The sequence below is a fragment of the Sphingobium sp. SYK-6 genome, from assembly GCF_000283515.1.
Lineage (GTDB): Bacteria > Pseudomonadota > Alphaproteobacteria > Sphingomonadales > Sphingomonadaceae > Sphingobium > Sphingobium lignivorans.
Genome location: NC_015976.1, coordinates 2441965 through 2464984, shown reverse-complemented (window position 1 = coordinate 2464984; position 23020 = coordinate 2441965). Strand labels below are relative to the sequence as shown.

At 65.7% G+C, this 23020-nt stretch carries 18 protein-coding genes and 1 riboswitch; of the genes, 13 read left to right on the top strand and 5 right to left on the bottom strand.

Translation table 11 applies throughout. The features are described 5' to 3' along the window. Positions 1–45 precede the first annotated feature (45 nt). Positions 46–3537: a DNA polymerase III subunit alpha gene (gene dnaE, locus SLG_RS11280; RefSeq protein ID WP_014076596.1), complete on the top strand. Its 3492-nt coding sequence runs from the start codon at positions 46–48 to the stop codon at positions 3535–3537. A 43-nt stretch (positions 3538–3580) separates the two neighbouring features. Here the strand turns inward: dnaE and SLG_RS11275 are convergent, their stop codons facing one another. Further along, complete coding sequence (locus SLG_RS11275) at positions 3581–4648, bottom strand: PA0069 family radical SAM protein (protein ID WP_014076595.1); 1068 nt, start codon at positions 4646–4648, stop codon at positions 3581–3583. A gap of 130 nt (positions 4649–4778) precedes the next feature. On the opposite strand from SLG_RS11275, the gene rmuC reads away from it, so the two are divergent. Both rmuC and SLG_RS11265 read left to right on the top strand, forming a co-directional pair. Further along, the gene (gene rmuC / locus SLG_RS11270) at positions 4779–6236 is read left to right on the top strand and encodes a DNA recombination protein RmuC (RefSeq protein WP_014076594.1); all 1458 of its coding nucleotides are present in this window, start codon (positions 4779–4781) and stop codon (positions 6234–6236) included. A 117-nt stretch (positions 6237–6353) separates the two neighbouring features. Then, the gene (locus tag SLG_RS11265) at positions 6354–7694 is read left to right on the top strand and encodes an amidohydrolase (RefSeq protein ID WP_014076593.1); all 1341 of its coding nucleotides are present in this window, start codon (positions 6354–6356) and stop codon (positions 7692–7694) included. A gap of 12 nt (positions 7695–7706) precedes the next feature. On the opposite strand, the gene SLG_RS21360 is transcribed toward SLG_RS11265, so the two are convergent. Continuing rightward, positions 7707–8129 (bottom strand): hypothetical protein, encoded by a 423-nt coding sequence (locus SLG_RS21360; protein WP_014076592.1) that lies wholly within the window; start codon positions 8127–8129, stop codon positions 7707–7709. Positions 8130–8352: 223 nt separating this feature from the next. On the opposite strand from SLG_RS21360, the gene SLG_RS11260 reads away from it, so the two are divergent. Genes SLG_RS11260 through prsR form a run of 3 tightly spaced genes read left to right on the top strand, consistent with a single transcriptional unit; the run spans position 8353 to position 13224 of the window. Continuing rightward, positions 8353–9741, top strand: coding sequence for a TIGR03013 family XrtA/PEP-CTERM system glycosyltransferase (locus SLG_RS11260; RefSeq protein WP_041391953.1), 1389 nt, complete (start codon positions 8353–8355; stop codon positions 9739–9741). Positions 9742–9754: 13 nt separating this feature from the next. After that, positions 9755–11863, top strand: a complete 2109-nt coding sequence (prsK, locus tag SLG_RS11255) for an XrtA/PEP-CTERM system histidine kinase PrsK (RefSeq protein WP_014076590.1) — start codon at positions 9755–9757, stop codon at positions 11861–11863. Next, a complete protein-coding gene (gene prsR, locus SLG_RS11250; RefSeq protein ID WP_014076589.1) occupies positions 11863–13224 on the top strand; it encodes a PEP-CTERM-box response regulator transcription factor in 1362 nt (453 codons plus the stop codon). Before prsK ends, prsR begins: the two co-directional genes overlap by 1 nt. Before the next feature lie 13 nt (positions 13225–13237). Here the strand turns inward: prsR and SLG_RS11245 are convergent, their stop codons facing one another. Then, positions 13238–13585, bottom strand: coding sequence for a GntR family transcriptional regulator (locus tag SLG_RS11245; protein WP_014076588.1), 348 nt, complete (start codon positions 13583–13585; stop codon positions 13238–13240). 84 nt (positions 13586–13669) lie between these two features. Next, the gene (locus tag SLG_RS11240) at positions 13670–14248 is read right to left on the bottom strand and encodes a nitroreductase family protein (RefSeq protein ID WP_041391951.1); all 579 of its coding nucleotides are present in this window, start codon (positions 14246–14248) and stop codon (positions 13670–13672) included. A gap of 184 nt (positions 14249–14432) precedes the next feature. Between SLG_RS11240 and SLG_RS11235 the strand changes: the two genes are divergently transcribed. The 7 genes from SLG_RS11235 to SLG_RS11205 all read left to right on the top strand — a co-directional run bounded on the left by SLG_RS11235 (position 14433) and on the right by SLG_RS11205 (position 21909). Beyond that, positions 14433–16013 carry a peptide MFS transporter gene (locus SLG_RS11235; RefSeq protein WP_014076586.1) on the top strand — a complete coding sequence of 527 codons (1581 nt, stop codon included), beginning with the start codon at positions 14433–14435 and terminating at the stop codon, positions 16011–16013. A gap of 225 nt (positions 16014–16238) precedes the next feature. Next, on the top strand, positions 16239–17591 hold the full coding sequence (gene glmM, locus SLG_RS11230) for a phosphoglucosamine mutase (protein WP_014076585.1): 1353 nt from the start codon (positions 16239–16241) through the stop codon (positions 17589–17591). 14 nt (positions 17592–17605) lie between these two features. After that, on the top strand, positions 17606–17830 hold the full coding sequence (locus SLG_RS11225; protein ID WP_014076584.1) for a DUF1272 domain-containing protein: 225 nt from the start codon (positions 17606–17608) through the stop codon (positions 17828–17830). Between the two features lie 153 nt (positions 17831–17983). After that, positions 17984–19102 carry a bifunctional hydroxymethylpyrimidine kinase/phosphomethylpyrimidine kinase gene (thiD, locus tag SLG_RS11220; RefSeq protein ID WP_014076583.1) on the top strand — a complete coding sequence of 373 codons (1119 nt, stop codon included), beginning with the start codon at positions 17984–17986 and terminating at the stop codon, positions 19100–19102. Continuing rightward, entirely contained in the window at positions 19099–19680 is a 582-nt protein-coding gene (locus tag SLG_RS11215) for a ribonuclease HII (protein ID WP_014076582.1), read from the top strand. The genes thiD and SLG_RS11215 overlap by 4 nt, the downstream gene beginning before the upstream one ends. A 98-nt stretch (positions 19681–19778) precedes the next feature. Further along, positions 19779–19953, top strand: a riboswitch (yybP-ykoY riboswitch). Positions 19954–19965: 12 nt separating this feature from the next. After that, positions 19966–20535: a TMEM165/GDT1 family protein gene (locus SLG_RS11210; RefSeq protein ID WP_014076581.1), complete on the top strand. Its 570-nt coding sequence runs from the start codon at positions 19966–19968 to the stop codon at positions 20533–20535. A gap of 234 nt (positions 20536–20769) precedes the next feature. Continuing rightward, a complete protein-coding gene (locus tag SLG_RS11205) occupies positions 20770–21909 on the top strand; it encodes a site-specific DNA-methyltransferase (RefSeq protein WP_014076580.1) in 1140 nt (379 codons plus the stop codon). 556 nt (positions 21910–22465) lie between these two features. Here the strand turns inward: SLG_RS11205 and nusG are convergent. Continuing rightward, positions 22466–23002, bottom strand: coding sequence for a transcription termination/antitermination protein NusG (gene nusG, locus SLG_RS11200; RefSeq protein ID WP_014076579.1), 537 nt, complete (start codon positions 23000–23002; stop codon positions 22466–22468). Positions 23003–23020 lie beyond the last annotated feature (18 nt).

Here is a 23020-nt window from a genome sequence, read left to right as displayed (position 1 = left end):
CATGGGTTGTCAGCGCCGGTCCGCGCGCCACATAAAGGGCCTGCCATGCCCCATGCGCCTTATGCCCCGCTTCGCAATCTATCGGCCTATACGCTGCTTGAAGGGGCGATCGCGCCAAAGCAACTCGCGGCGCGGGCGAAGGAGCAGGGCTTTCCGGCCGTTGCGCTGACGGACCGCAATGGGCTCTATGCCGCCATGTCCTTCTCCGACGCGGCCGCCAAGGCCGGTGTCCAGCCCATCATCGGCGCCACATTGTCCATCGCGCGGCCGGGCCGTCCGGATGGTGCCCCGCTGGTGCTCGACTGGCTGGTCCTGTTGGCGCAGGACGAAACGGGCTATGCCAATCTCTGCGCGCTGGTGAGCCAGGCGCATGTCGACCGGCCGATCGAGGCGGATGCGCATGTCGATTTCGAGGCTCTGGCACGGCATCATGAAGGGCTGATCTGTCTGACCGCCTCGGGCGAAGGCGCGCTGGCGCGGCTGATCGCGGAGGACCAGCCCGACGCGGCCCGGGCCTGGCTCGACCGACTGGAGGCGCTGTTCGGCGACCGGCTCTACATCGAGCTTTCGCGCACCGGCGACCCGGTGATGGAAAAGGCGGAGCCCGCACTGCTCGACCTCGCTTATGCGCGGGGCCTGCCGATCGTCGCCACCAATCCCGCCTGCTATGCCGATGCCGGCTTCCATGGCGCGCACGACGTGCTGCTGTGCATCGCCAGCAGCAGCTATGTCGAGAGCGACGAGCGTCCCAAAAGCTCACCGGAAAGCTGGATGAAGCCAGCGGACCAGATGGTCGCGCTGTTCGATGACCTGCCGGAAGCGATCGCCAATACGCTGGTCGTGGCGCAACGCTGCGCGGTCATGGCGCCAAAGCGCAAGCCCATCCTTCCCAGCCTGGCGGGAGACCGCGCCGGCGAGGAAGCGCAGCTGCGGCAGGACGCCATGGCAGGGCTGGAAGCGCGGCTCGCAGCGCTGGACATCACGGACGAGGCCGCGCGCCGGCCCTATTTCGAGCGACTCGAATTCGAGCTGGGCGTCATCATCCAGATGGGCTTCCCCGGCTACTTCCTCATCGTTGCCGATTTCATCAAATGGGCCAAGGCGCAGGACATTCCGGTGGGGCCGGGGCGTGGATCGGGCGCGGGTTCCGTGGTGGCCTGGGCACTCACCATCACCGATCTCGATCCGCTGCAACTCGGCCTGCTGTTCGAGCGCTTCCTCAATCCCGAGCGCGTCTCGATGCCGGACTTCGACATCGACTTCTGCGAAACGCGGCGTGGCGAGGTGATCCGCTACGTCCAGCAGAAATATGGTGCCGATCATGTCGCGCAGATCATCACCTTCGGTACGCTGAAGGCCCGCGCGGCGCTCAAGGATACCGGCCGCGTGCTGCAGATGGGCTATAATCAGGTGGACCGCCTGGCCAAGCTGGTGCCCAACCACCCGACCGATCCCTGGACGCTCGAGCGCACGATGAACGGCTCGGCAGAGTTCGTCGCGGAGTACAAGGCGGACGGCCAGATCAAGCGGCTCGTCGATCAGGCACGGATGCTGGAGGGCTTGCCGCGCAACAGCTCCACCCATGCCGCCGGCGTGGTGATCGGCGACCGGCCGCTTTCCCAGCTCGTTCCGCTCTATCGCGATCCCAAGTCCGACATGCCGGTCACGCAGTTCGACATGAAATATGTCGAGACGGCGGGGCTTGTGAAGTTCGACTTTCTCGGCCTCAAGACGCTGTCCGTGCTCCAGCGTGCGGTGCAGCTGCTGGCGAAGCGGGACATCCATGTCGATCTCAACGCGCTGAGCTGGGACGACCAGAAAGTCTACGACCTGCTCAAGCGCGGCGACACGGTGGGCGTGTTCCAGCTGGAATCGGAAGGCATGCGCAAGACGCTCGCGGCCGTCCGTCCCACGAACTTCGGCGATATCGTCGCGCTCGTCTCGCTCTACCGGCCGGGCCCGATGGACAACATCCCGCTCTTCGGCCGACGCAAGAACGGGCAGGAGGACATCGAATATCCGCATCCGCTGCTGGAGCCGATCCTGAACGAGACCTACGGGATCTTCGTCTATCAGGAGCAGGTGATGCAGGCGGCGCAGATCCTCGCCGGCTATTCGCTCGGCGGCGCCGATCTGCTGCGGCGCGCGATGGGCAAGAAGATCAAGGCGGAGATGGACGCGCAGCGCGTCACCTTCGTCGAAGGGTGCAAGACCAACAATATCGACAAGAAGAAGGCCAACGAGCTGTTCGACTTGATCGACAAGTTCGCAGGCTACGGCTTCAACAAGAGCCACGCCGCGGCTTATGCGCTGCTCGCCTATCAGACGGCCTGGCTCAAGGCGCATCACCCGGCCGAATTCTATGCCGGCTCCATGGCCTTCGACATCCACCAGACCGACAAGCTCTGCGTGTTCGTGGACGACATGCGCCGCATGGGCGTCCCCTGCCTGGCGCCGGACATCAACCTGAGCGACGCGGACTTCACCGTGGAGCCTGATCCCGCCGGGTCCGGCCAGATGGCGGTGCGCTATGCGCTGGGTGGCCTGAAGGGCGTGGGCGAGAAGGCCATGGAAACGCTGGTCGAAGCACGCGAACAAGGCGGGCGCTTCCGCGATCTCGATGACCTGGCGGGACGGATCGAGCCGCGCCTGCTCAACCGGCGCCAGCTCGAAAGCCTCGCGGCTGCGGGCGCTTTCGATTCGCTTGGTCTGGACCGCGCGGTCGTCCATGCCGCCGCCGAGACCATCCTCTCCGTGGCTGCCAAGGCGGCCGAACAGCGCGAGAGCGGGCAAGGGGGCCTGTTCGGCGGGGACGATGCCGCGCATGCCGATGTGCCGCTGCCGACCGATGCCGTCTGGTCGCAGAGCGAGCGGATGGCGCAGGAGAAGGAAGCGTTCGGTTTTTACTTCTCCGCCCATCCCGTGGACCGTTATCGCCAGATCAGCAAGGAGCGCGGCGTGCGCACTTATGCCGAGCTGTGCGGGCAATCATCCGGCCTGGGGTCGGGCGAGCGCAACCAGGCCGCGATGGCGGCTCTCGTGGAGGAAATCCGCTGGCGCGACACGCGCCGGGGCGGGCGCTACGTGGCTGCCACCTTCTCTGACAGCAGCGGCCAGTTCCAGGCGAGCTGTTTCGACGAGGAGGGGTGCAAGCTGCTCGCGCGGCTGCATGAGGAGAATGAATGCGCGCTGCTCGGTGTCGAGCTGGACCGCCAGCCCGGTGAGGAAACCCCGCGCGTCACGGTGCGCAATGTCACGCCCTTCGCGCGCGTGGCCAGCGTGGCCAAGCTGCGCATGACGGTGAGCGTGGACGCCGTGGAAGCCATCGCGCCGCTGGCCGGCATGCTCTCCGGCCGGCGTGGCGGGCGCTCGCGCGTCGAGATCACGACGCCCCTGCCGGAAGGCGGCGACGCGATCGTCTGCGTGGGCGAGGATTTCCAGCTCGATGGCGAACTTGCCGAGCGCATCGAAGCGATCGCAGGCGTGCGCGCGGTCGTCATGACGCCGATCGGCCCGCAATTGCGCGTGGTGGCTTGAGCTCGCCTGCGGTGCTGGATGGGCGGCGGGAGCTTCTATTCGCTCAGAAGAGCCGCAACTGGTCGCCCGGCGGAATGAACAGGTCGCGTCGCAGCGTGATGCGTCCGTCCGCGAGCCCATGGCGCCGCCGCGCCTTGTCGAACCGCATGCGGATGAGATCGGCATAAGGGCCCGACCCCCGCATCCGGCTGCCGAAGTCCGGATCATTGTCGCGCCCGCCCCGGATCGACTGGATCAGGTGCATCACTTTCCCGGCCCGGTCCGGAAAATGGACGTCCAGCCAGTCGCGGAACAGCGGCGCCACCTCGAAGGGAAGACGCACCGGGATATTGGAGACCGAGCGCGCGCCCGCTGTCACGGCCGCTTCCACCAGCGCCTCGATCTCCGCATCGTTGATGGCCGGAATGATCGGGGAAACGCAGGCATTCACCGGCACGCCAGCCTCGCTCAAGGCGCGGATCGCGGCGAGGCGCTTGCGCGGATGCGGCGCGCGGGGCTCCAGCTTTCGGGACAGCGCCGCATCGAGACTGGTCAGCGAAAGAGCCACCGCGACGAGACCATCCGCCGCCATGGGCGCGAGCAGATCCAGGTCGCGCGTCACGCGGTCCGACTTGGTGGTGATCATCAGCGGGTGGCGGCATTGCGCCAGCACCTCGATGCAGGCGCGCGTCACGCGATAATGCCCCTCGATCGGCTGATAGGGGTCCGTATTCGTGCCCATGGCGATGGGACGCACTTCATAGCCGCGACGGCCCAGTTCCTTGCGCAACAGGGCGGCCGCGTCCGGCTTCACGAACAGCCGGCTCTCGAAATCGAGGCCGGGCGAAAGATCGAGCCGGGCATGGCTCGGCCGCGCGAAGCAATAGATGCATCCATGCTCGCAACCCCGATAGGCGTTGATCGACTGGTCGAATCCGATATCGGGGGAAGTGTTGCGGGTGATGATCGTGCGGGCCTGCTCTTCCGTCACCGTCGTGCGCAGGGGCGGCGGGGCATCCTCTGCATCGTTGCACAGGCGATCAAGCCAGTCGCCGTCATCCTGCCGGATGGGCAGGGCAAAGCGGGATGAACCGGCGTTGGACGGGGCGCCACGGCCCTTGATCGCGGACATGGCTGCAATAGAACATATCAAGAACATTTGAGCAAGCGCTGATCCATCAGGCGAAGCGGGCCCGTGGCGCTTGCTTCGCTGTGACCGACAAGGTAGGTTCCCTTTTCGTTCCTCCCGAAGCAGGTGATCCGTGTCTCCATTCGCTCTTGTCGCCGGCCTTGCCGCCATGCTGATCGGCCTTGCCGTGGGATGGCTGCTGCGGAGCCGTCTGGCGGCGGGCACGGAGGCGGAGCGCGCCGCGCTGGCCGGGCGCCTCTCGACGGCTGAGGACATGCGCAATGCCGCGCTGCGCGATCTTGCCGTCGCGACGGAAAGGGCGACGCAGGCGGAGGCGTTGCGCGCGCGGCTCGAGCAGACGGACGAAGCACTCGATGCGGCCCGGCGCGAGCTGGCTGCCATGCGCGCCGATCATGCCGCGCGGACCGAGGCATTCGCGGCGCAGATCAAGGCGCTGCAGGAAGCGCGCGAGCAGCTTTCCGCACAGTTCAGCGAGACGGCGGGCAAGCTGCTGAACGAAGCGCAGCGCGCGCTCATCGAGCGGGCGGACCAGCGCTTCCATCAGGCGCATGAGAAGAGCGAAGCGAGCCTCAAGGCGCTGCTCCAGCCCATCGACACCACGCTCAAGCGCTATGAGGAAGGGCTCGGCCGGGTCGAGAAGGAGCGGGTGGACAGTTACGCCGCGCTGCGCGAGGCGGTGGAGCTGGTGCGCGCGGGACAGGGGCAGGTGCGCGATGAAACCGCACGGCTGGTGAATGCGCTGCGCTCCAGTCCCAAGGCGCGGGGGCGCTGGGGCGAGCAGTCGCTCTACAATCTGCTGGAGCAGGCAGGCCTTTCCGAGCATGTCGATTATCTGCGCGAAGTCTCGGTCGATACCGAGGACGGGCGGCTGCGGCCCGACGTGATCGTGCGGCTGCCGGGCGGGCGGGAACTCATCATCGATGCGAAATGCTCGCTCAATGCCTATCAGGATGCGAGCGACGCGCCCGACGATACGACGCGGCTGGCGCATTTGCGCGCGCATGCCGGATCGCTCCGGCTGCACGCCCAGCAGCTCGGCGCCAAGGACTATTGGACGCGCTTCGGCAAGGCCGCCGATTATGTGGTGATGTTCATTCCCGGCGAGCATTTCCTCTCCGCCGCGCTGGAGCAGGATGCCGGCCTCTGGGAATGGGCCTTCGAGCGGCGTGTGCTGCTCGCCACGCCGACCAATCTCATTGCCATCACGCGCACGGTCGCCAGCGTATGGCGGCAGGAAAAGCTAGCCGAGCAAGCGCAGCAGGTCGGCGCTCTCGGCAAGGAAATGTATGAGCGTCTTTCGGTCGCTGCCGGGCACCTCGCATCGCTGGGGCGGAGCCTCAACGGATCGGTCGGCCATTACAACAAGTTCGTCTCCAGCTTCGAGAATCGCGTGCTGGTAACGGGCCGACGCTTCAAGGAGCTGAGCGTCGAGACCGGCTCACGCGAGATCGAGGCCATCGATCAGGTCGATGCCCTGGCCCGGTTGCCGGGGCCGCTTGCCGGAGAGGAAGGGCAGCAGCCGGACGAGCAGGAGAAAGCCGAGACGGATTCCGCGCAAGCAGCGGAATGATGATCGGGGGGGCGCCTTGCCCCTGCCGCTTGAGAGCGCCGGGGCGCTGAAGGCGCGCCTGCCTCTTTCGCTGACGTGAAAAGGCCTTATGCTCGCCCCATCAGGGAGAATCCGCATATGAAACAGTTCAGGGCAGCCTTGTTTGCCTGCCTCATCGGGGGAGCCATCGCCTTGCAGACACCGCAGATCGCTTTCGCCGCAGAGACGCCGGTCGATGCCAGGATCGAGGCGGCCATGCCGGACCTGCTGGCGCTGTATCGCGACCTGCATGCCAATCCCGAACTCAGCTTCCAGGAAGTGCGGACGGCAGCCAAGCTGGCGGCGCGCGTGAAGGCGCTTGGCTTCACCGTGACCGAGAAAGTGGGCCAGACCGGCGTCGTCGCGGTGATGAAGAATGGCGAAGGCCCGACGCTCCTGATCCGTGCGGACATGGATGCGCTGCCGCTCGCTGAGAAGACCGGCCTGCCATATGCCTCGAAAGTGGTGGCGACCACGCGCGACGGCATCGAGAGCCCTGTGATGCATGCCTGCGGGCACGATACGCACATGTCCGCCTGGATGGGGGCCGCGCAGGCGCTTGCCGGCATGAAGGACCGCTGGTCCGGAACGCTGGTCATGATCCTGCAGCCTGCCGAGGAAATCGGTCTTGGGGCCAGGGCGATGCTGGAGGACGGGCTGTTCACCCGCTTTCCCAAGCCGGATTATGTGATCGCCTTCCACGATTCGGCGGAACTTCCTGCCGGCACCATCGGCTACGCGAAGGACTGGGTGCTGGCGAATGTGGACAGCGTGGACATCACTGTCCGTGGCGCTGGCGGCCACGGGGCCTATCCTCACCTGACCAAGGACCCGATCGTCATCGCGAGCCGCATCGTCACCAGCCTGCAGACGCTGGTGAGTCGCGAACGTGATCCGCAGGAGCCGGCGGTGGTGACCGTGGGCAGCTTCATTGCCGGCGCGAAGCACAATATCATTCCGGACGAGGCGAAGCTGCTCATCACCGTGCGCAGCTACGCGGACGAGACGCGGGCCGCGCTCCTCAAGGGCATCGAGCGGATTGCCCGCGCCGAAGCGATGGCTGCCGGCGTGCCTGACGATCGCATGCCGATCGTCCATGTCGAACAGAACTATACGCCTTCGACCTTCAATACGCCCGATATCACGGCGCGCCTTTCCCAATTGCTGAGCGGACATTTTGGTGCCGAGCGGGTGGTGCCCGTGCCGCCGGTGATGGCTGGCGAGGACTTCAGCCAATATCATCGCGCCGACAAGTCGATCGAGAGCTTCATCTTCTGGGTGGGCGGCGTGGATCCGGCGAAGGTCGCGCAGGCGGAGAAGGGCGAGATCAGCCTGCCCGGCTTGCACAGTCCGCTCTGGGCACCCGATCCGGAAGCCGTGATCGGCACCGCCAGCAAGGCGCTGACCGTGGCCGCGCTGGACCTGCTCGGGAAGGCCTGAGGCGCCGAGCGCTCAGTATCGCGCGGTTCTGGGGACGGCTGGCGGCGTGAAAGGCGGAGCGTCGTCGGCCGGTGCTTCCTGCATGGCCGATGGTCCAGCGACACTTGCGGCGGCTGTTGTCGGAGATGAGGTGGAGGTGCGCGCAGGATCAACGGCCGCGACGGGCGCGATACCCTGCGCGTCGAGCGACGGTGTCGCATCGAATAGCGGGGCAGGAGCCGCGCTTTCCCGTGGCGGAGGGGCAGGCGGCATCGAGACTGGGGAGGCCTGGCGCGGAGCGGACGCGAGGACAGGCTGCTCCGGCTCCTGAGGGCCTTCCGCCTGGCCGGTGCCATCATCCCGGTTGCCCGGAACGGCCTCGCTCGCCAGATGCACGACGACGGGTGAGCCGACAAGGATTGCGACGGCGACGATCTGGAAGAGTCGCATGGACATGTCTTGGCGCCTGATCTCCGCTCGCTCCGCGCGGACGCTACAGGCGCGTCCTTAGCATTCGGTAAATCGGCGCCGCGAGGGCAGGGGCAATGCATGGTCTCCCCCGCATTCAACATATCTTTGCGATTTGCAGTCTAAGGCCTTCAATCGGTGTCGTGGGTTTCGACGCTCTCATGTATCGCGGCGGGCAGTGGCCCGACCGCCCGGGGAATGACGTGTCGGCATGATAAGGTTGTTCAAGCACTACATACCGCATGCGGTGCTGATGCTCGGCATGCTGGACTTTGTGCTGCTGGTCGCGGCTGCGGAGACCGGCTGGGTGCTGCGCGCGCACCAGATCGCCATGGACATCGAGCCGGTCATGACCCGCTTCGGGCCGCTGCTGAGTTTCGCCATCGCGCTGCAGACCGCGATGATCGCCGTCGGGGTCTACGGACCGGAAGCGCTGACCTCGCTGCGCTTTGCAACGGCGCGGCTGCTGGTCGCCATTTCGCTCGGCGTGATCTTCCTTTCCGTCATGCACTTCATGATGCCGGACTACACGCTGTGGCGCTCCAATTCGCTTTACGCGATGATCCTGGCTTTCCTGTTCCTGCTCGTCCTGCGCATCCTGCTGGGGTCGATACTCGGCAGCGAAGCTTTCAAGCGGCGGCTGGTCGTGCTTGGCGCGGGCAAGCGTGCTGACCGTATCCGCCAACTGGAAAAGCGCCCCGGCTCCGGCTTCATCGTCGTGGGCTATATCGCGATGAATGACGGCGAGCAGGTCATTCCCGAAGCGATCAATCGCAACGCCATCTACAACATGTCGGATTTCGTCGTGCGGCTCGCGGCGAGCGAAGTGATCCTCGCGTTGGAGGAGCGCCGCAACTCGGTTCCGATGAGCGACCTGCTGCGCATCAAGACGACAGGCGTGCACGTCAACGATCTCTCGACCTTTCTGGAGCGGGAAACGGGCCGGATCGATCTCGATACGGTGAATCCGAGCTGGCTGATCTTCTCGGATGGCTTTTCCTCGGGCCAGCGGATTTCCGCCATCGCCAAGCGCCTGTTCGACGTGGTGGCAAGCGCGGTGCTGCTCGCGCTCACCGCGCCGCTTATCGCGCTGGGCGCTCTGGCGGTGATGATCGACAGCCGCGGGCCGGCTTTCTACAAGCAGCTGCGGGTCGGCCTCTATGGCCAGGAATTCTACATCGTGAAGCTGCGCACCATGCGGCAGAATGCTGAGTCTGCCGGGCAGGCGGTCTGGGCGGAGAAGGACGATCCGCGCATCACGCGCATCGGCCGGCTGCTGCGCAAGTTGCGCATCGACGAACTGCCCCAGGCCTGGAACGTGCTCAAGGGCGACATGAGCTTCGTGGGCCCGCGGCCCGAGAGGCAGCAATTCGTGTCCGATCTCGAGCAGCAGCTTCGTTATTATGCGGAGCGGCATATGGTGAAGCCGGGAATTACCGGCTGGGCCCAGATCAATTATCCCTATGGCGCGTCGATCGAGGATGCGCGGCACAAGCTCGAATATGATCTCTATTATGCGAAGAACTATTCGCCGTTTCTCGATCTGCTCATCATTCTCCAGACCTTGCGGGTGATCCTGTGGCCCGAGGGCGCCCGGTAGGGCGCGCGCGTCCATGCCTTCGCTCTGGATGATCGCCGGCCATGCGGGGCATGCCCTCGCCGCGGCCCTGCTCGCCAGTCTCGCCATCCTGACGTCGCGCCGTTTCGGGCGACTGCACGAGGGGCGGCTGCTGGTGGTCGCGCTTGCGGTGACGGCCCTGTGGTCGCTGCGCCATGCCCTTGCCGGGGTGCTGCGCGTGGATCTGATCGCGGACGGAGTCGCCGAGACCGTCCGCAACGGCGCATGGCTCGCGGTGCTGGCCTACTATTTGAGGCGCAGGCCCGACGGGGCAGGGGCTCACCGCGGCCGGCAACTGGTGCTCGTCGCGCTGGCCTTTCTGCTGAGCATGCAGCTTTGCCTCGATCTGGTGATCGGCGAAGGGGCGTCGGTCAGCGCCGCGTTGTTGCCGGTCTTTGAAGCGAGTTGGCTGCTGCGAGACGTCTTTGCGCTCGGCGCGCTGGTCATGCTTCATGGCCTGTCGGTTCGCAGGGAGGAGACTGCCGGCGCCCGCCGGGAAATCTGGGTCGGAGGCGCCATGGCGCTCATGTGGGCCTATGATTTCAACCACTATATCCTGGCGTGGCTGCTTGGCGGTCCGGTCGAGGCAGTGGCGCCGATGCGCGGCTTCGTGATGGCGCTCGCGACCGTGCTGCTGGTCGTCGGGCTGCGGACGGACGGCACGCGTCGCATCGCGCTCTCCCGCACGGTCATGATGCGGCTCGTGTCGCTGGGCATCATCGCCCTCTATGTGCTGGTCGTGGTGATGGCGGCGATGTTCTCCGGCGAGATCGCGGCGCCGCTCGGCCGGTTGACGCAGTCGGCGATGTTGTTCGCGCTGGCGGTCTCCGTGCTCGCGTTGATGCCCTCGGCCTCGCTGCGTTCATGGCTGCGGGTGGCGATATCCAAGCATCTCTTCGCGCATCGATATGATTATCGCGCGCTCTGGCTGCGGTTCGCGGCGAACGTGGCGGACAATGCCGAGGAGACCGTGCCGCTCGATGAACGGATCACGCGCGCGATCGCAGAGGCCGTGGACGCGCCGGCGGCGGCGCTTTATCTCGCCGATGCCGAGGGGCGTCTGGCCTGCGCGCGCCAGTGGCGATGGCTGGAACGCAGCACACCCCCCGAGCAGCTTGCGCCGGAGCTCGCGGACGAGATGGCCCGGCGCGGCTGGATCGTCGATGTCGCGGCGGACTGGCCTCGTTACGGCGCCATGCTGCCGGACTGGATGCGCCGGAGCGCCGACGCCTGGGCCATTGCGCCGCTTATCCACCACGAACAGCTCGTCGGGGCGATCCTGCTCGCGCAGCCGCCGGGCGGGCGCCGGCTCGATTGGGAGGATCTCGATGTGCTGCGCGTGGTGTGCAATGAGGCGGCAACGCGCATCAGCGAGGCGCGCAGCCGCGCGGCGCTGGCCGAGGCGCAACGCTTCGACGAGTTCAATCGCCGCTTCGCCTTCATCCTGCACGATCTCAAGAATCTGGTGAGTCACATGACCTTGCTGGCCAGCAATGCCCAGCGTCATGCGGACAATCCTGCCTTTCGGGAAGACATGGTGCTTACGCTCCGGGAGACCGCGTCCCGCATGACCGAACTGCTCCAGCGGCTGGGTCGGCCCGGCGCACCGCCGCGCGAGACGGCGAGCATGGTGCTGGGGCCGCTGGTCCGCACGCTGGCGCCGAACTGGGCCGCCGGCCTCGGGCTGGTCGAAGTGACCGGTGACGCCATGCGGCCCGTTCGTGGCGACGCCGATAGTTTATCCCGCGCGATGGCGCATCTGGTCCGCAACGCGATCGAGGCAAGCCCGGCCGGCCGGATCGTGCAGATCATGCTCTCCGAGGAGGAGGAAGCTGCCTGCCTCCGCGTGGTCGACCGCGGCGAGGGAATGGCGCCTGCGTTCATCCGGGATGAGCTGTTCCGTCCGTTCAGCTCCACCAAGGCGGACGGCTTCGGCCTCGGGGCCCATGAGGCCCGGTTGCTCATATCCGCCATGGGCGGCAGCCTGGATGTCGAGAGCAGGCCGGGCGAAGGCACATGCTTTACGATCCGGTTGCCTTTTGCCGCTAAGCAGGCGGCTGACACCCCCACAACCGGCTCCGTGCCGGCACGGAAGACCGGTTGATGCCCGATACTCGCCCCAAGCTGCTGATCGTCGAGGACGATGCCGGACTCCAGCGGCAATTGCGCTGGGCCTATGATGATTATCAGCTCTTCATCGCCGGAAACCGTGAGGATGCGCTGGAGATCCTGCGCAGCGAGGCGCCGCCGGTGGTCACGCTTGACCTCGGCCTGCCACCGGATCCCGACGGTATCAGCGAAGGCATGGCGCTGCTCGCACAGATGCTCGCCGAACGCCCCGAGACGAAAGTGATCGTCGCATCCGGGCATGGCGAGCGCGCCAGCGCACGGCGCGCCATCGCGGAAGGGGCGTGGGACTTCTACCAGAAGCCGATCGATATCGAGGCGCTCGGCCACATCGTCTCGCGCGCTTTCCATGTCCATGCCCTCGAAAGCGAAAACCGGCGCCTTGCCGAAGCGGCCCCCGAGGACAGGCAGGTGCTGGGGCGGCTCATCACGGCGGCCCCGGAGATGCTCAAGGTGGCCCGGATGATCGAGCGGGTCGCGAATGCCAATGTCACGGTGATGCTGCTCGGCGCGAGCGGCACCGGCAAGGAATTGCTGGCGCGCGGCCTGCACGAAGCGAGCGATCGGGCATCCGGTCCCTTTGTTGCGATCAATTGCGCCGCCATTCCCGAGACGCTGCTGGAAAGCGAGCTCTTCGGTCATGAGAAGGGCGCTTTCACCGGGGCCGTGCGGACGGTGGCGGGCAAGATCGAGCAGGCCGAGGGCGGCACGCTGTTCCTGGATGAAGTGGGCGACATTCCGCTCGCACTCCAGGTGAAGCTGCTGCGCTTCCTGCAGGAGCGGGTGATCGAGCGGCTCGGCGGGCGCCAGCCCATCGCCGTGGACTGCCGCATCGTGTGCGCGACGCATCAGAATCTCGAAGCGATGATCGCAGACGGGCGATTTCGCGAGGATCTCTATTACCGCCTCGCCGAGATCGTGATCCGCATTCCGGCGCTGGCGGAGCGCGCCGGGGATGCCGTGCTGCTGGCCCGGCATTTCGTGGCGCGCTACGCTCGCGAACTCAATCCGCAAGTGAAGGGACTCGCGGCGGATGCCATCGCCGCCATCGACGAATGGGCCTGGCCGGGCAATGTGCGCGAGCTGGAAAATCGCGTGAAGCGCGCGGTCATCCTGGCGGACGGGAAGCTGGTGAGCGCCGCCGATCTCGATCTCGTCGACGGGGAAGGTGCCGAGGGCGTCATCAATCTACGAGCCGCGCGTGAAGCCGCCGACCAGCAGGCGATCCGCCGTGCCCTCACGCGTGCCGATGGCAATATCTCGGGGGCTGCCCGCATGCTCGGCGTGAGCCGGCCTACGCTCTACGACCTGATGAAAAGCTATAATCTGCAGGGCTGAAGGAGGCCGTGCCTCAGGCTTCGGTCCGGTCCGTCAGCTCGTCCAGCGTGATGCCGATGCGATTCATCTGCTCCACGACCGGGGGCCAGACCGAGGAAAAGAACCGTTCGCGCTCCATGGCCCGTAACTTGCGCGAGGCACCGGGGGATACGAACATGCCGACGCCGCGCTTCACCTGCACCAGGCCGTCATCCTGAAAGCTCTGATAAGCCTTGGCGACGGTGAGTGGATTAGCGCCTTGCTGGGCGGCGAAGGCGCGCACGGAGGGGAGGATATCGCCATCTCCATAGCGCCCCTCGAGGATGGCTGCGGCGATGACATCACGCAAACGCAGATAGACGGGACGGTTGTCGTCGATCATGCTGCGTCAGTGACATAATACAGCCAATCGGTCAAGAACTTAGAGTCGTGACAGGCCCGGGCGGCGGGCCGGTCCGCCCTTCTTTCAGTCCTCGCCCCAGACCGACAGGATATCGTCCAGATCAGGGCGCGGCCGTTCCTCGAGCGCGCGCGCCGGCGTTCCGATGAAAACGAAGCCGGCGATCCGTTCGTCCGGGCTGCCGAATGCATCGCGCACGCGATCGTTGAAGCTGGGCCAGCCAGTGAGCCAGCCACCGGCAAATCCCATGGCATGCGCCGCATGAAGCAGGTTCATCGTCGCGGCGCCGGCGGAAAGCTCCTGCTCCCAGAGCGGAATGGCGCTTTGCTTCGGCGAGTAAAGCACCACGATCAGCGCGGGCGCCTGCCGTGCGAACTGGTGCATGGCCTCGATCTCCATCCTGCCCGCCTCTGGCTTCTCCGCGAGATAAGCATCGGCCAGGAGGGCGGCCAGCGTCTCGCGCCGATCGCCCGGCACGATCACGAACCGCCAGGGTGCAAGCTTTCCATGATCGGGCGTGCGCGCGGCGATCCGCACCATTTCCCGCATCTGATCGAGGTCGGGGCCGGGCTCTGCCAGGTCGCGCGGCTTTCCGGAGCGTCGGGTGGAGAGATAAGCGAGCAGGGATGAGCGATCATTGAGCATGGCCAAGCGCTAGCGAAATGCGCCGCCGCCGCCAAGACCTTTGCGAACCGCTCGCAGAAAGACGCGGAAAAAATGCGCTTCACAGCGCCCGGTTTATCTCTAGTCTCGCTCGATCAATCTTCGCGCAGCCAGACACGTGACGGCCATTGGGGGTCAGGCGCCGGCGCGCGAAACGGGAGACTTTATGGCCACCATACCTGCGATCGCGCTCGGCGTGCTGCTGATCCTGCTGATCGGCGGCGCTGCCGGACTATCCAGCAAGAAACCTGAATTCCTTGGACATCCCAAGGGTCTCTACATTCTCTTCTTCGCCGAAATGTGGGAACGTTTTTCCTATTACGGCATGCGGGCCCTGCTCATTTTCTACCTCACCAAGCACTGGCTGTTCGCGGACGGGCAGGCCAATCTGGTCTATGGCGCCTATACCAGCCTCGTCTACATCACGCCCGTGCTGGGTGGCTATCTGGCGGACAAATATCTCGGCCAGCGCAAGGCGGTGCTGTTCGGTGCGCTGATCCTGACCGCTGGCCATCTGCTGATGGCGTTCGAAGGAACGGGCGGACAGGCAGACCCCACGATCAACATCTTCTGGCTCGCGCTTTCCTGCATCGTCGTCGGCTCGGGCTTCCTCAAGGCCAACATCTCCGTGATCGTCGGCCAGCTCTACGGCCTGACCGATCCTCGCCGCGACGGCGCCTATACGATCTTCTATGTCGGCATCAACGTAGGCGCGGCCATCGGCACGATCATGGCGGGCTGGCTGGGCGAGACCTATGGCTGGAAATATGGTTTCGGCGCGGCAGGGGTCGGCATGTTGCTGGGCGCGCTGGTCTTCATTCTCGGCAAGCCCTGGCTCATGGGGCAGGGCGAACCGCCCCGGCTCCTCACCAAGCAGCTCGAATGGGGGCTTTACGGCATCGGCATCGCTTCGATCGCGGTGATCTGGTTCCTGGTGCAATATCAGAGCATCATCCAGAACCTGCTCATCGTCTCGGGCATCGGCCTGCTCGGCTATGTGATGTTCTCGGCGCTGAAGCTGGAACCCCATGCGCGTGACCGGATGTTCGCAATCCTCTTCCTTATCGCGCTCAACCCGGTCTTCTGGGGACTGTTCGAGCAGGCCGGCGGCAGCCTCAATCTCTATACGGACCGTTATGTTGACCGGGGCGGCGTGCCAGCCTCGCTGTTCCAGTCGATCAACCCGATCTATATCGTGCTGCTGGGGCCGGTCTTCGCGTGGCTCTGGGTCTTTCTGGGCAAGCGCGGCTGGGAGCCTTCGGCGCCCGCCAAGTTCGGCCTGGCGCTGGGGCAGGTCGGCTTCTCTTTCCTGATCTTCGTCTGGGGTGCCCAGTCGGTCGGCATGGCAGCGCTGACGCCGGTTATCTTCGTCTTCCTGGTCTACCTGTTCCAGACGACCGGTGAGCTGTGTCTTTCGCCTGTCGGCCTTTCCGCGATGAACCGGCTGGCACCGAAGCATCTGGCAAGCCTCATCATGGGGGCCTGGTTCTACATGACGGCCGTCGGCAATTTCGTGGCCGGCAAGATCGGCGAAGCGACCGGGGGGCATGGCGGCGAGATGACCAAGGAAGGCACGCTGGCGGTCTATTCGACCATCGGCTGGTGGACGGTGGGTATTGCCGTCGCGGTTCTGGCGGTCTCACCGGTCATCAGGAAGCTGATGCACCTCGACACGCTTCGCGACGAGCCGCCGCCAACGGATGACCGTCCGGAAGAAGGGCTTCGCGTGACGCCCACGGCAAACTGAGCGGCCGGGAGGGGAGGCGCCGAGGCGCTTCCCCTCCCGCCATGACCGACAAATCTGCCCAGGGGGCAGGGCTGACAACGGGTGGTCTACGCGCCGGTTCGCACATGCCGGAGGAAGCGGACCGAAAATACTGGCGCCCTGCGCTATGCCTTCGCTAGAGTATCGATGCTGGATGGGAACATCCGGCGACTCGAAAAATATGGCAAAACAGAAACCTGGAGCGCCATGAGCAGACGCTTCTTCGGCACGGATGGCATCCGCGGCCGCACCAACACGGCGCCGATGACCGCGGAAATGGCCATGCGAGTGGGCATGGCGGCCGGCCGTCATTTCATGCGCGGCAACCACCGGCATCGCGTCGTCATCGGCAAGGACACGCGATTGTCCGGCTACATGATCGAGAATGCGCTGGTCGCCGGCTTCACCAGCGTGGGCATGGATGTGGTCCAGTTCGGCCCCATTCCCACGCCGGCCGTCGCGATGCTCGCGGAATCGATGCGCGCGGATCTCGGCGTGATGATCTCCGCCAGCCACAATCCCTATTTCGACAATGGCATCAAGCTGTTCGGCCCCGATGGCTACAAGCTCTCCGATGCCGACGAAATGAAGATCGAGGCCCTGATCGAGAATGGCGACATTCCGCTTGCCGAGCCGGCCCATATCGGCCGGGCCCGGCGGATCGAGGACGGGCGCGGACGCTACATCCATTTCGTGAAATCCACGTTCCCGGCGCATCTGCGGCTGGACGGACTGAAGGTCGCGCTCGATTGCGCCAATGGCGCGGCCTACAACACCGCACCCACGACCTTCTGGGAACTGGGTGCCGAACTGGTCCCGATCGGCGTGACGCCCAACGGCATCAACATCAATCAGGATTGCGGATCGACCGCGCCGCAGCTTCTGCAGGAAACCGTGGTCGCCTCCGGGGCGGATATCGGCATCGCGCTCGATGGCGATGCGGACAGGCTGATCGTGGTGGACGAGAGCGGCGCGATCGTCGACGGTGACCAGATCATGGCGCTCATCGGCACGAGCTGGGCCGCGCGCGGTACGCTGCGCGGCGGCGGCGTGGTGGCGACGGTCATGTCCAATCTCGGGCTGGAACGACTGCTCGGCGACAAGGGCATTCCGCTCGTGCGCACCAAGGTGGGCGACCGCTATGTGCTCGAGGCGATGCGGCAGGGCGGCTACAATGTGGGCGGCGAGCAGTCCGGCCACATGATCCTGAGCGATTATGCGACGACCGGGGACGGCACCATCGCCGCATTGCAGGTGCTTGCCGCGCTGGTGGAAAGCGGCAGGCCGGCCAGCGAGCTGCTGCGCCAGTTCGAGCCGGTGCCGCAACTGCTGAAGAATGTCCGCTTCGCAGGGGGCAAGCCGCTGGAGGCGGAAAGCGTCAAGGCAGTGATCGCGCAGGCGGAGAAGGAGCTGGAAGGCGTCGGCCGCCTCGTCATCCGTCCCTCCGGCACCGAGCCCGTGATCCGCGTGATGGCGGAAGGAGACGATGGCGAACAGGTGAAGCGCGTGGTCGATCGTATCTGTGACGCGGTGGCCGGCGCCGCGGCCGTGAATGCCTGAGCAGGGTCCTATCCATGCTTGAGATGCGCCCCGACTGCGAGCGCTGCGGCGCCGATCTGCCCGCCGACGCGGGTGGCGCCTTCATCTGCTCGTTCGAATGCACATTCTGCGCGACCTGCGCGGAGGAGATGGACGACCGCTGCCCCAATTGCGGCGGTGACCTGCTCGACCGGCCAACCCGCAGGGGCAAGGCGCTCTTGGATCACCCCGCCGCCACGGAGCGGCGCTTCCGCGGCTGAGCGGTTGGGGCATGGCTTGCGTGCATGGATTGCGCGCGCTGGAACGGCTTGGGCACCCGATTGCGATCGGCCAGCCAGCCTGAAAGCCGTTCCGGTCGTGTTTCGGCCGGGCGATGGCTCGACACCGGCCGATGCACTCGGCAAAAGCGCCTGATGACGATTCCCCGCATCCTCATCATCGCCGGCTCCGATTCAGGCGGCGGCGCCGGCATTCAGGCCGATATCCGCACCGTCACCATGCTGGGCGGCCATCCGATGACGGCGATCACCGCCATCACCGCGCAGAACACGCTGGGTGTGCAGGGCATCCATCCCGTGCCGACCGAGATGGTTCTGGCGCAGATCGACAGCGTGGTGAGCGACATCGGCGTGGATGCCGTGAAGATCGGCATGATCGGCTCGGCGCAGACGGCGCTGGCGCTCGCCGAGCGGCTGGAAACGATCGGCGCGCCGGTCGTCCTCGATCCGGTGATGGTCGCCAGCAGCGGCGGCACGCTGGCGGATGCGGAGACGATCGACAGCCTGCACGAGCTGATGGGCTGGGCCTTTCTCACGACGCCCAACCTCCCCGAGCTGGAGGCACTGGGCGGCGAGCATGAACTGACGGTGCGCGGCGAGATGCTGCTGGTGAAGGGCGGTCATGCGCCGGGCGAGACGATCATCGACCGGCTGGTTGGGCCGGAAGGCGAGATCGCCCGGTGGGAAGGCTCGCGCATCGATACGCCCCATACGCATGGCACCGGATGCACGCTGGCCAGCGCGATTGCCTGCGGGCTGGGGCAGGGGCTCGATCTGCCCCAGGCCATCGAGCGGGCGCGTCTCTTCGTGCGGCTGGCGCTGCGGGACGCGCCGGGGCTGGGCCAGGGTCATGGTCCGATGGGGCATGGCACCGTTCGGCTCGACCTCGGGCCGCCCGCGCGGCTCAACCAGTTGAGCGTACCGATGCTGGATTATGCCGCCTCGCGCGACTTCTACGAGGATCTCGGCCTGCGGCTCATCGTGGACAGTCCCGGCAATGGCTATGCGCGGTTCGAGGCGCCGGGCGGTGCGACGCTTTCCATTCATGGTGAGAGCCCGGCGGTCTATTTCGAGTGCGATGATCTGGACGCGCGCGTGGCACAGCTTCAGTCGGCCGGTCTCGTCTTCGATAGCGAGACGGTGACGCAGGCCTGGGGCTGGCGCGAGGCGTGGCTTGTCGATCCGGCCGGCAATCGCGTCTGCCTGTACGCGGCCGGCGAGAACCGGCGCTATCCGCCCTGGCGCCTGCCATGATCGCGGGCGTGGACGAAGCCGGCCGGGGTCCGCTCGCCGGCCCGGTCGTGGCAGCAGCGGTGATTCTGTGCAAGCCCCGCCCGGCGGGTCTCGATGACAGCAAGAAGCTGAGCGCGGCGCGCCGCGCGGAACTGGAAGCGACCATCAAGCGGCGATGCCACTGGGCCATCGGCGTGGTCGACGTGGCGGAGATCGACCAGCTCAACATCTTCGGCGCGACCATGCTGGCGATGACGCTCGCCGTGGAGGCACTGTGCGCCCGCATCGGCTGCGATCCGCTTGAAGTGCTCATCGATGGCAATCTGACGCCTCATGGTCGCCGTCCTGAATGGCGCTGGAGCGCACGCCCGATCGTCGGGGGAGATGCGCTCGAACCCTGCATCTCCGCCGCGTCCATCATCGCGAAGGAACATCGCGATGCGCTGATGCGCGAGGCGGCTCTGGCCCATCCGCAATATGGCTGGGAGCGCAACAAGGGCTATGGCACGCCCGATCATCTCGCCGCCCTGCGTGCGCATGGTCCCAGCCCGCTGCATCGACGCAGCTTCACGCCCGTCGCGCAGATGGCGCTGGCCTGAAACGGGCAAACGAGGCGGGCGGCGCGGGACTTTGCCACAAATCCCCCAGCGCGGCGTGCGCCTCCGAGATTGACGCGCGCGCCGCTTTCCCTTAGCGGGCTTGCGTCACTTGGGGAGTAGCCAGCCGCCGGTTCGGCGGGCCCGCGCGTCAACATACTTGGCCGAGAGGTCATGGCGGCGGGGGACGGAGGTCCAGGCGAGACCAATGACGTTGCGCTTTCGTCCGGGCCGGGCGGGAGGTGCGATGTCATTCGGTATGATCGCCCTGGCCCTGAGTGCATCATCATGGAAGCCTTGTTTACTTCGACCGCCGTGGTCGCGCTGGCCGAGATCGGCGACAAGACCCAGTTGCTCGCCATCCTGCTCGCTACGCGCTTTCGCAGGCCGCTGCCGATCATCCTGGGCATTCTCGCGGCCACGCTCGCCAATCATTTCCTCGCTGCGCTGCTCGGGGTCAGCGTCGCTTCGCTGGTTCGCGCCGCCTGGTTCCATTATCTGGTCGCAGCCTCGTTCCTGGCGATGGCCCTATGGACTCTCATTCCCGACAAGATGGACGATCTGCCGGAAGAGCCCGGTCGCTTCGGGCCTTTCCTCACCACCACGGTCGCGTTCTTTCTGGTGGAGATGGGCGACAAGACGCAGGTCGCGACCGTCGCTCTAGGCGCGCAGTTTCAGCAGGTCGGGATGGTGACGCTCGGCACGACGCTGGGAATGCTGCTGGCCAATGTCCCCGCCGTGTTCCTCGGCCATGAGCTGGTCCGGCGCGTACCGCTGAAGGCGGTGCGGATCGTCGCGGCGATGCTGTTCGCGGGGATCGGTATCTGGCTGCTCCTGTCCGGGCCCGGGCTGTTGTGACGCATGGAACCGGGCGTCACAAAAAAAAGCCGGGGCGCGGAAGGATTGAGTCCTGCGTGCAACACCACAAGATGTTGAGTCTGGATCGAATCGCGAGACTCCATCCCTCGTGGGGGACTCGTTTCGTTCCGCTTCCCGGCTCTCGGCAAGCCATCCGTAAACCAAGATTACCGAGCTTGACGGCTGAGTCGCGGGGACTCAAACCCGTGCCGAACGAACAGGGGAATTGCCGTCATGGGGGTTATCGCGAAGGTCGCGGATCGGCCGACACGTCTGAAGACAGTGTCGCGCAAGGAGAGCGTCAGCCTGCCGCTCGACATGCTGCTGCAGGGGGATTGCATTGCCATCATGCGGACGCTGCCGACCGGCAGCGTGGACATGATCTTCGCCGATCCGCCTTATAATCTCCAGCTGGGGGGCGATCTCTTTCGCCCCGAAGGCGGGCGCGTGGATGCCGTGGACGATGCCTGGGACCATTTCGACAGCTATGGCGCTTATGATGCCTTCTGCCGCGAATGGCTGTCCGAGGCCCGGCGTATCCTGAAGCCGGACGGCACCATCTGGGTCATCGGCAGCTATCACAACATCTTCCGCGTCGGCGCGCTGATGCAGGATGCCGGCTTCTGGATCCTCAACGACATCGTGTGGCGCAAGGCCAATCCCATGCCCAACTTCAAGGGCACGCGGTTCACCAATGCGCATGAGACCATGATCTGGGCGAGCCAGGGCGAGAAAGCGAAATACACCTTCAATTATCGCGCGATGAAGACGCTCAATGACGAGTTGCAGATGCGCTCGGACTGGGTGCTTCCGATCTGCGCGGGGCAGGAGCGGCTCAAGAGGGACGGGCACAAGGCGCATCCCACGCAGAAGCCCGAGGCGCTGCTTTATCGCGTGCTGCTGTCCTGCACCAAGCCGGGCGATGTGGTGCTCGATCCCTTTTTCGGCACCGGTACGACAGGCGCGGTGGCACGTCGCCTCGGTCGCCGCTGGATCGGGATCGAGCGCGAGGACAGCTATTGCGAGGTGGCGCGCGAGCGCATCGCGGCGGCCCTGCCGCTCGATGAAAGCGCGCTCGCCATCATGCAGTCGCCGCGCAGCCAGCCGCGCGTCGCGTTCGGCACGCTGGTCGAGACGGGGATGATCGCGCCGGGGACCGCGCTCCGGGACGTCAAGGGCCGCTGGAATGCCCATGTGCGGGCTGACGGCAGCCTGGAAAGCGGGACGCAGGTGGGATCGATCCACAAGTTGGGCGCGACACTGCAAGGCGCGCCGAGCTGCAATGGCTGGACTTTCTGGCACATCGAGCATGAAGGCGTACTCAAGCCGGTCGACGCGCTGCGCCAGCTCTATCTGCTCGCAACCGAGCCATGATCTCGCATGGGTGACAGGCATGGCCTGTCACCAGCGCGGATGCCTTCCTGAACGGGGGCGGACGCGCTCGAGTGCGGGGATGGCCGGGGTTTCTTGCCCTCAATCCCCCGTCAGCCTCGCTTTCCCCCTGTCCTACACCCCCTCTGCCATGGCAGCCCTGCAGGACGCCTGCTTCCGTCGAGAGCGACAGGTGCAGGCGCGGCTGTTTCTCATTGGAGGACCTTCATTGTCCGGTCAGGCCGCAAAGGCTTGCCGGGACGGGCTCTGGCGTCCACCTGATTTGCGGCGTCGCAAAGTTCACGGAAGCGGAAGATGACACGGACGTATCGTCATCTTTGTAAACTTCCAGACTGCAGCGCCATGTTGGACGGGCGGGGCGGAGCCCGCATGGTGAGGCGTCGTGGGGCGGTCGTCTCATCCCGTTTCGCCCATCTCAACCTTCTGGAGGCCGATGGTCGTCTCGAACTCTAACATTTCCGCGCTGCCCGGAGACCCGCAAACGAAAAGGCCGCCGATCTCGCGATCGACGGCCCTCTTTGTCTGGCGGCGCCTGCCGTTACTTGGAAAGCTCGACTTCCTCGAAGTCCAGCTCGACCGGTGTCGCGCGTCCGAAGATCGAGACGGAGACCTTCACGCGGCTCTTCTCGAAGTCCAGCTCTTCCACCGTGCCGATGAAGCTTGCGAACGGGCCGCTCATCACCTTCACGCTGTCGCCGATCTCGTAATCCACATTGACCTTGTGGCGCGGCTGGGTCGCGGCTTCCTCGCGCGAGCTGAAGAAGCGCTGGGCCTCGCTCTCGCTGATCGGCTGCGGCTTGCCCATGGACCCCAGGAAACCCGTCACCTTCGGCGTGTTCTTGATGAGGTGATAGATGTCATCGTTCATCGTCAGCTTGGCGAGGACATAGCCGGGCATGTTCTTGCGCTCGACCTGCACCTTCTTGCCGCGCTTCACTTCCGTGACGGTCTCGGTGGGGACCTCGATCTGCTCGATGAGCTGGGCAAGGCCGATGCGCTCCGCCTCCGCCATGATGGAATCGCGGACCTTGTTCTCGAAGCCCGAATAAGCGTGGATGATGTACCAGCGCGCCATGTGCCTTGTGTTCCTCAG

Bases quoted from the DNA above. Each gene is read 5' to 3' on its own strand.
- dnaE (WP_014076596.1), top strand. From the start codon at position 46: ATGCCCCATGCGCCTTATGCCCCGCTTCGCAATCTATCGGCCTATACG.
- SLG_RS11275 (WP_014076595.1), bottom strand. From the start codon at position 4,648: ATGTCCGCGATCAAGGGCCGTGGCGCCCCGTCCAACGCCGGTTCATCC.
- SLG_RS11265 (WP_014076593.1), top strand. From the start codon at position 6,354: ATGAAACAGTTCAGGGCAGCCTTGTTTGCCTGCCTCATCGGGGGAGCC.
- SLG_RS21360 (WP_014076592.1), bottom strand. From the start codon at position 8,129: ATGTCCATGCGACTCTTCCAGATCGTCGCCGTCGCAATCCTTGTCGGC.
- SLG_RS11260 (WP_041391953.1), top strand. From the start codon at position 8,353: ATGATAAGGTTGTTCAAGCACTACATACCGCATGCGGTGCTGATGCTC.
- prsK (WP_014076590.1), top strand. From the start codon at position 9,755: ATGCCTTCGCTCTGGATGATCGCCGGCCATGCGGGGCATGCCCTCGCC.
- prsR (WP_014076589.1), top strand. From the start codon at position 11,863: ATGCCCGATACTCGCCCCAAGCTGCTGATCGTCGAGGACGATGCCGGA.
- SLG_RS11245 (WP_014076588.1), bottom strand. From the start codon at position 13,585: ATGATCGACGACAACCGTCCCGTCTATCTGCGTTTGCGTGATGTCATC.
- SLG_RS11240 (WP_041391951.1), bottom strand. From the start codon at position 14,248: ATGCTCAATGATCGCTCATCCCTGCTCGCTTATCTCTCCACCCGACGC.
- SLG_RS11235 (WP_014076586.1), top strand. From the start codon at position 14,433: ATGGCCACCATACCTGCGATCGCGCTCGGCGTGCTGCTGATCCTGCTG.
- glmM (WP_014076585.1), top strand. From the start codon at position 16,239: ATGAGCAGACGCTTCTTCGGCACGGATGGCATCCGCGGCCGCACCAAC.
- SLG_RS11225 (WP_014076584.1), top strand. From the start codon at position 17,606: ATGCTTGAGATGCGCCCCGACTGCGAGCGCTGCGGCGCCGATCTGCCC.
- thiD (WP_014076583.1), top strand. From the start codon at position 17,984: ATGACGATTCCCCGCATCCTCATCATCGCCGGCTCCGATTCAGGCGGC.
- SLG_RS11215 (WP_014076582.1), top strand. From the start codon at position 19,099: ATGATCGCGGGCGTGGACGAAGCCGGCCGGGGTCCGCTCGCCGGCCCG.
- SLG_RS11210 (WP_014076581.1), top strand. From the start codon at position 19,966: ATGGAAGCCTTGTTTACTTCGACCGCCGTGGTCGCGCTGGCCGAGATC.
- SLG_RS11205 (WP_014076580.1), top strand. From the start codon at position 20,770: ATGGGGGTTATCGCGAAGGTCGCGGATCGGCCGACACGTCTGAAGACA.
- nusG (WP_014076579.1), bottom strand. From the start codon at position 23,002: ATGGCGCGCTGGTACATCATCCACGCTTATTCGGGCTTCGAGAACAAG.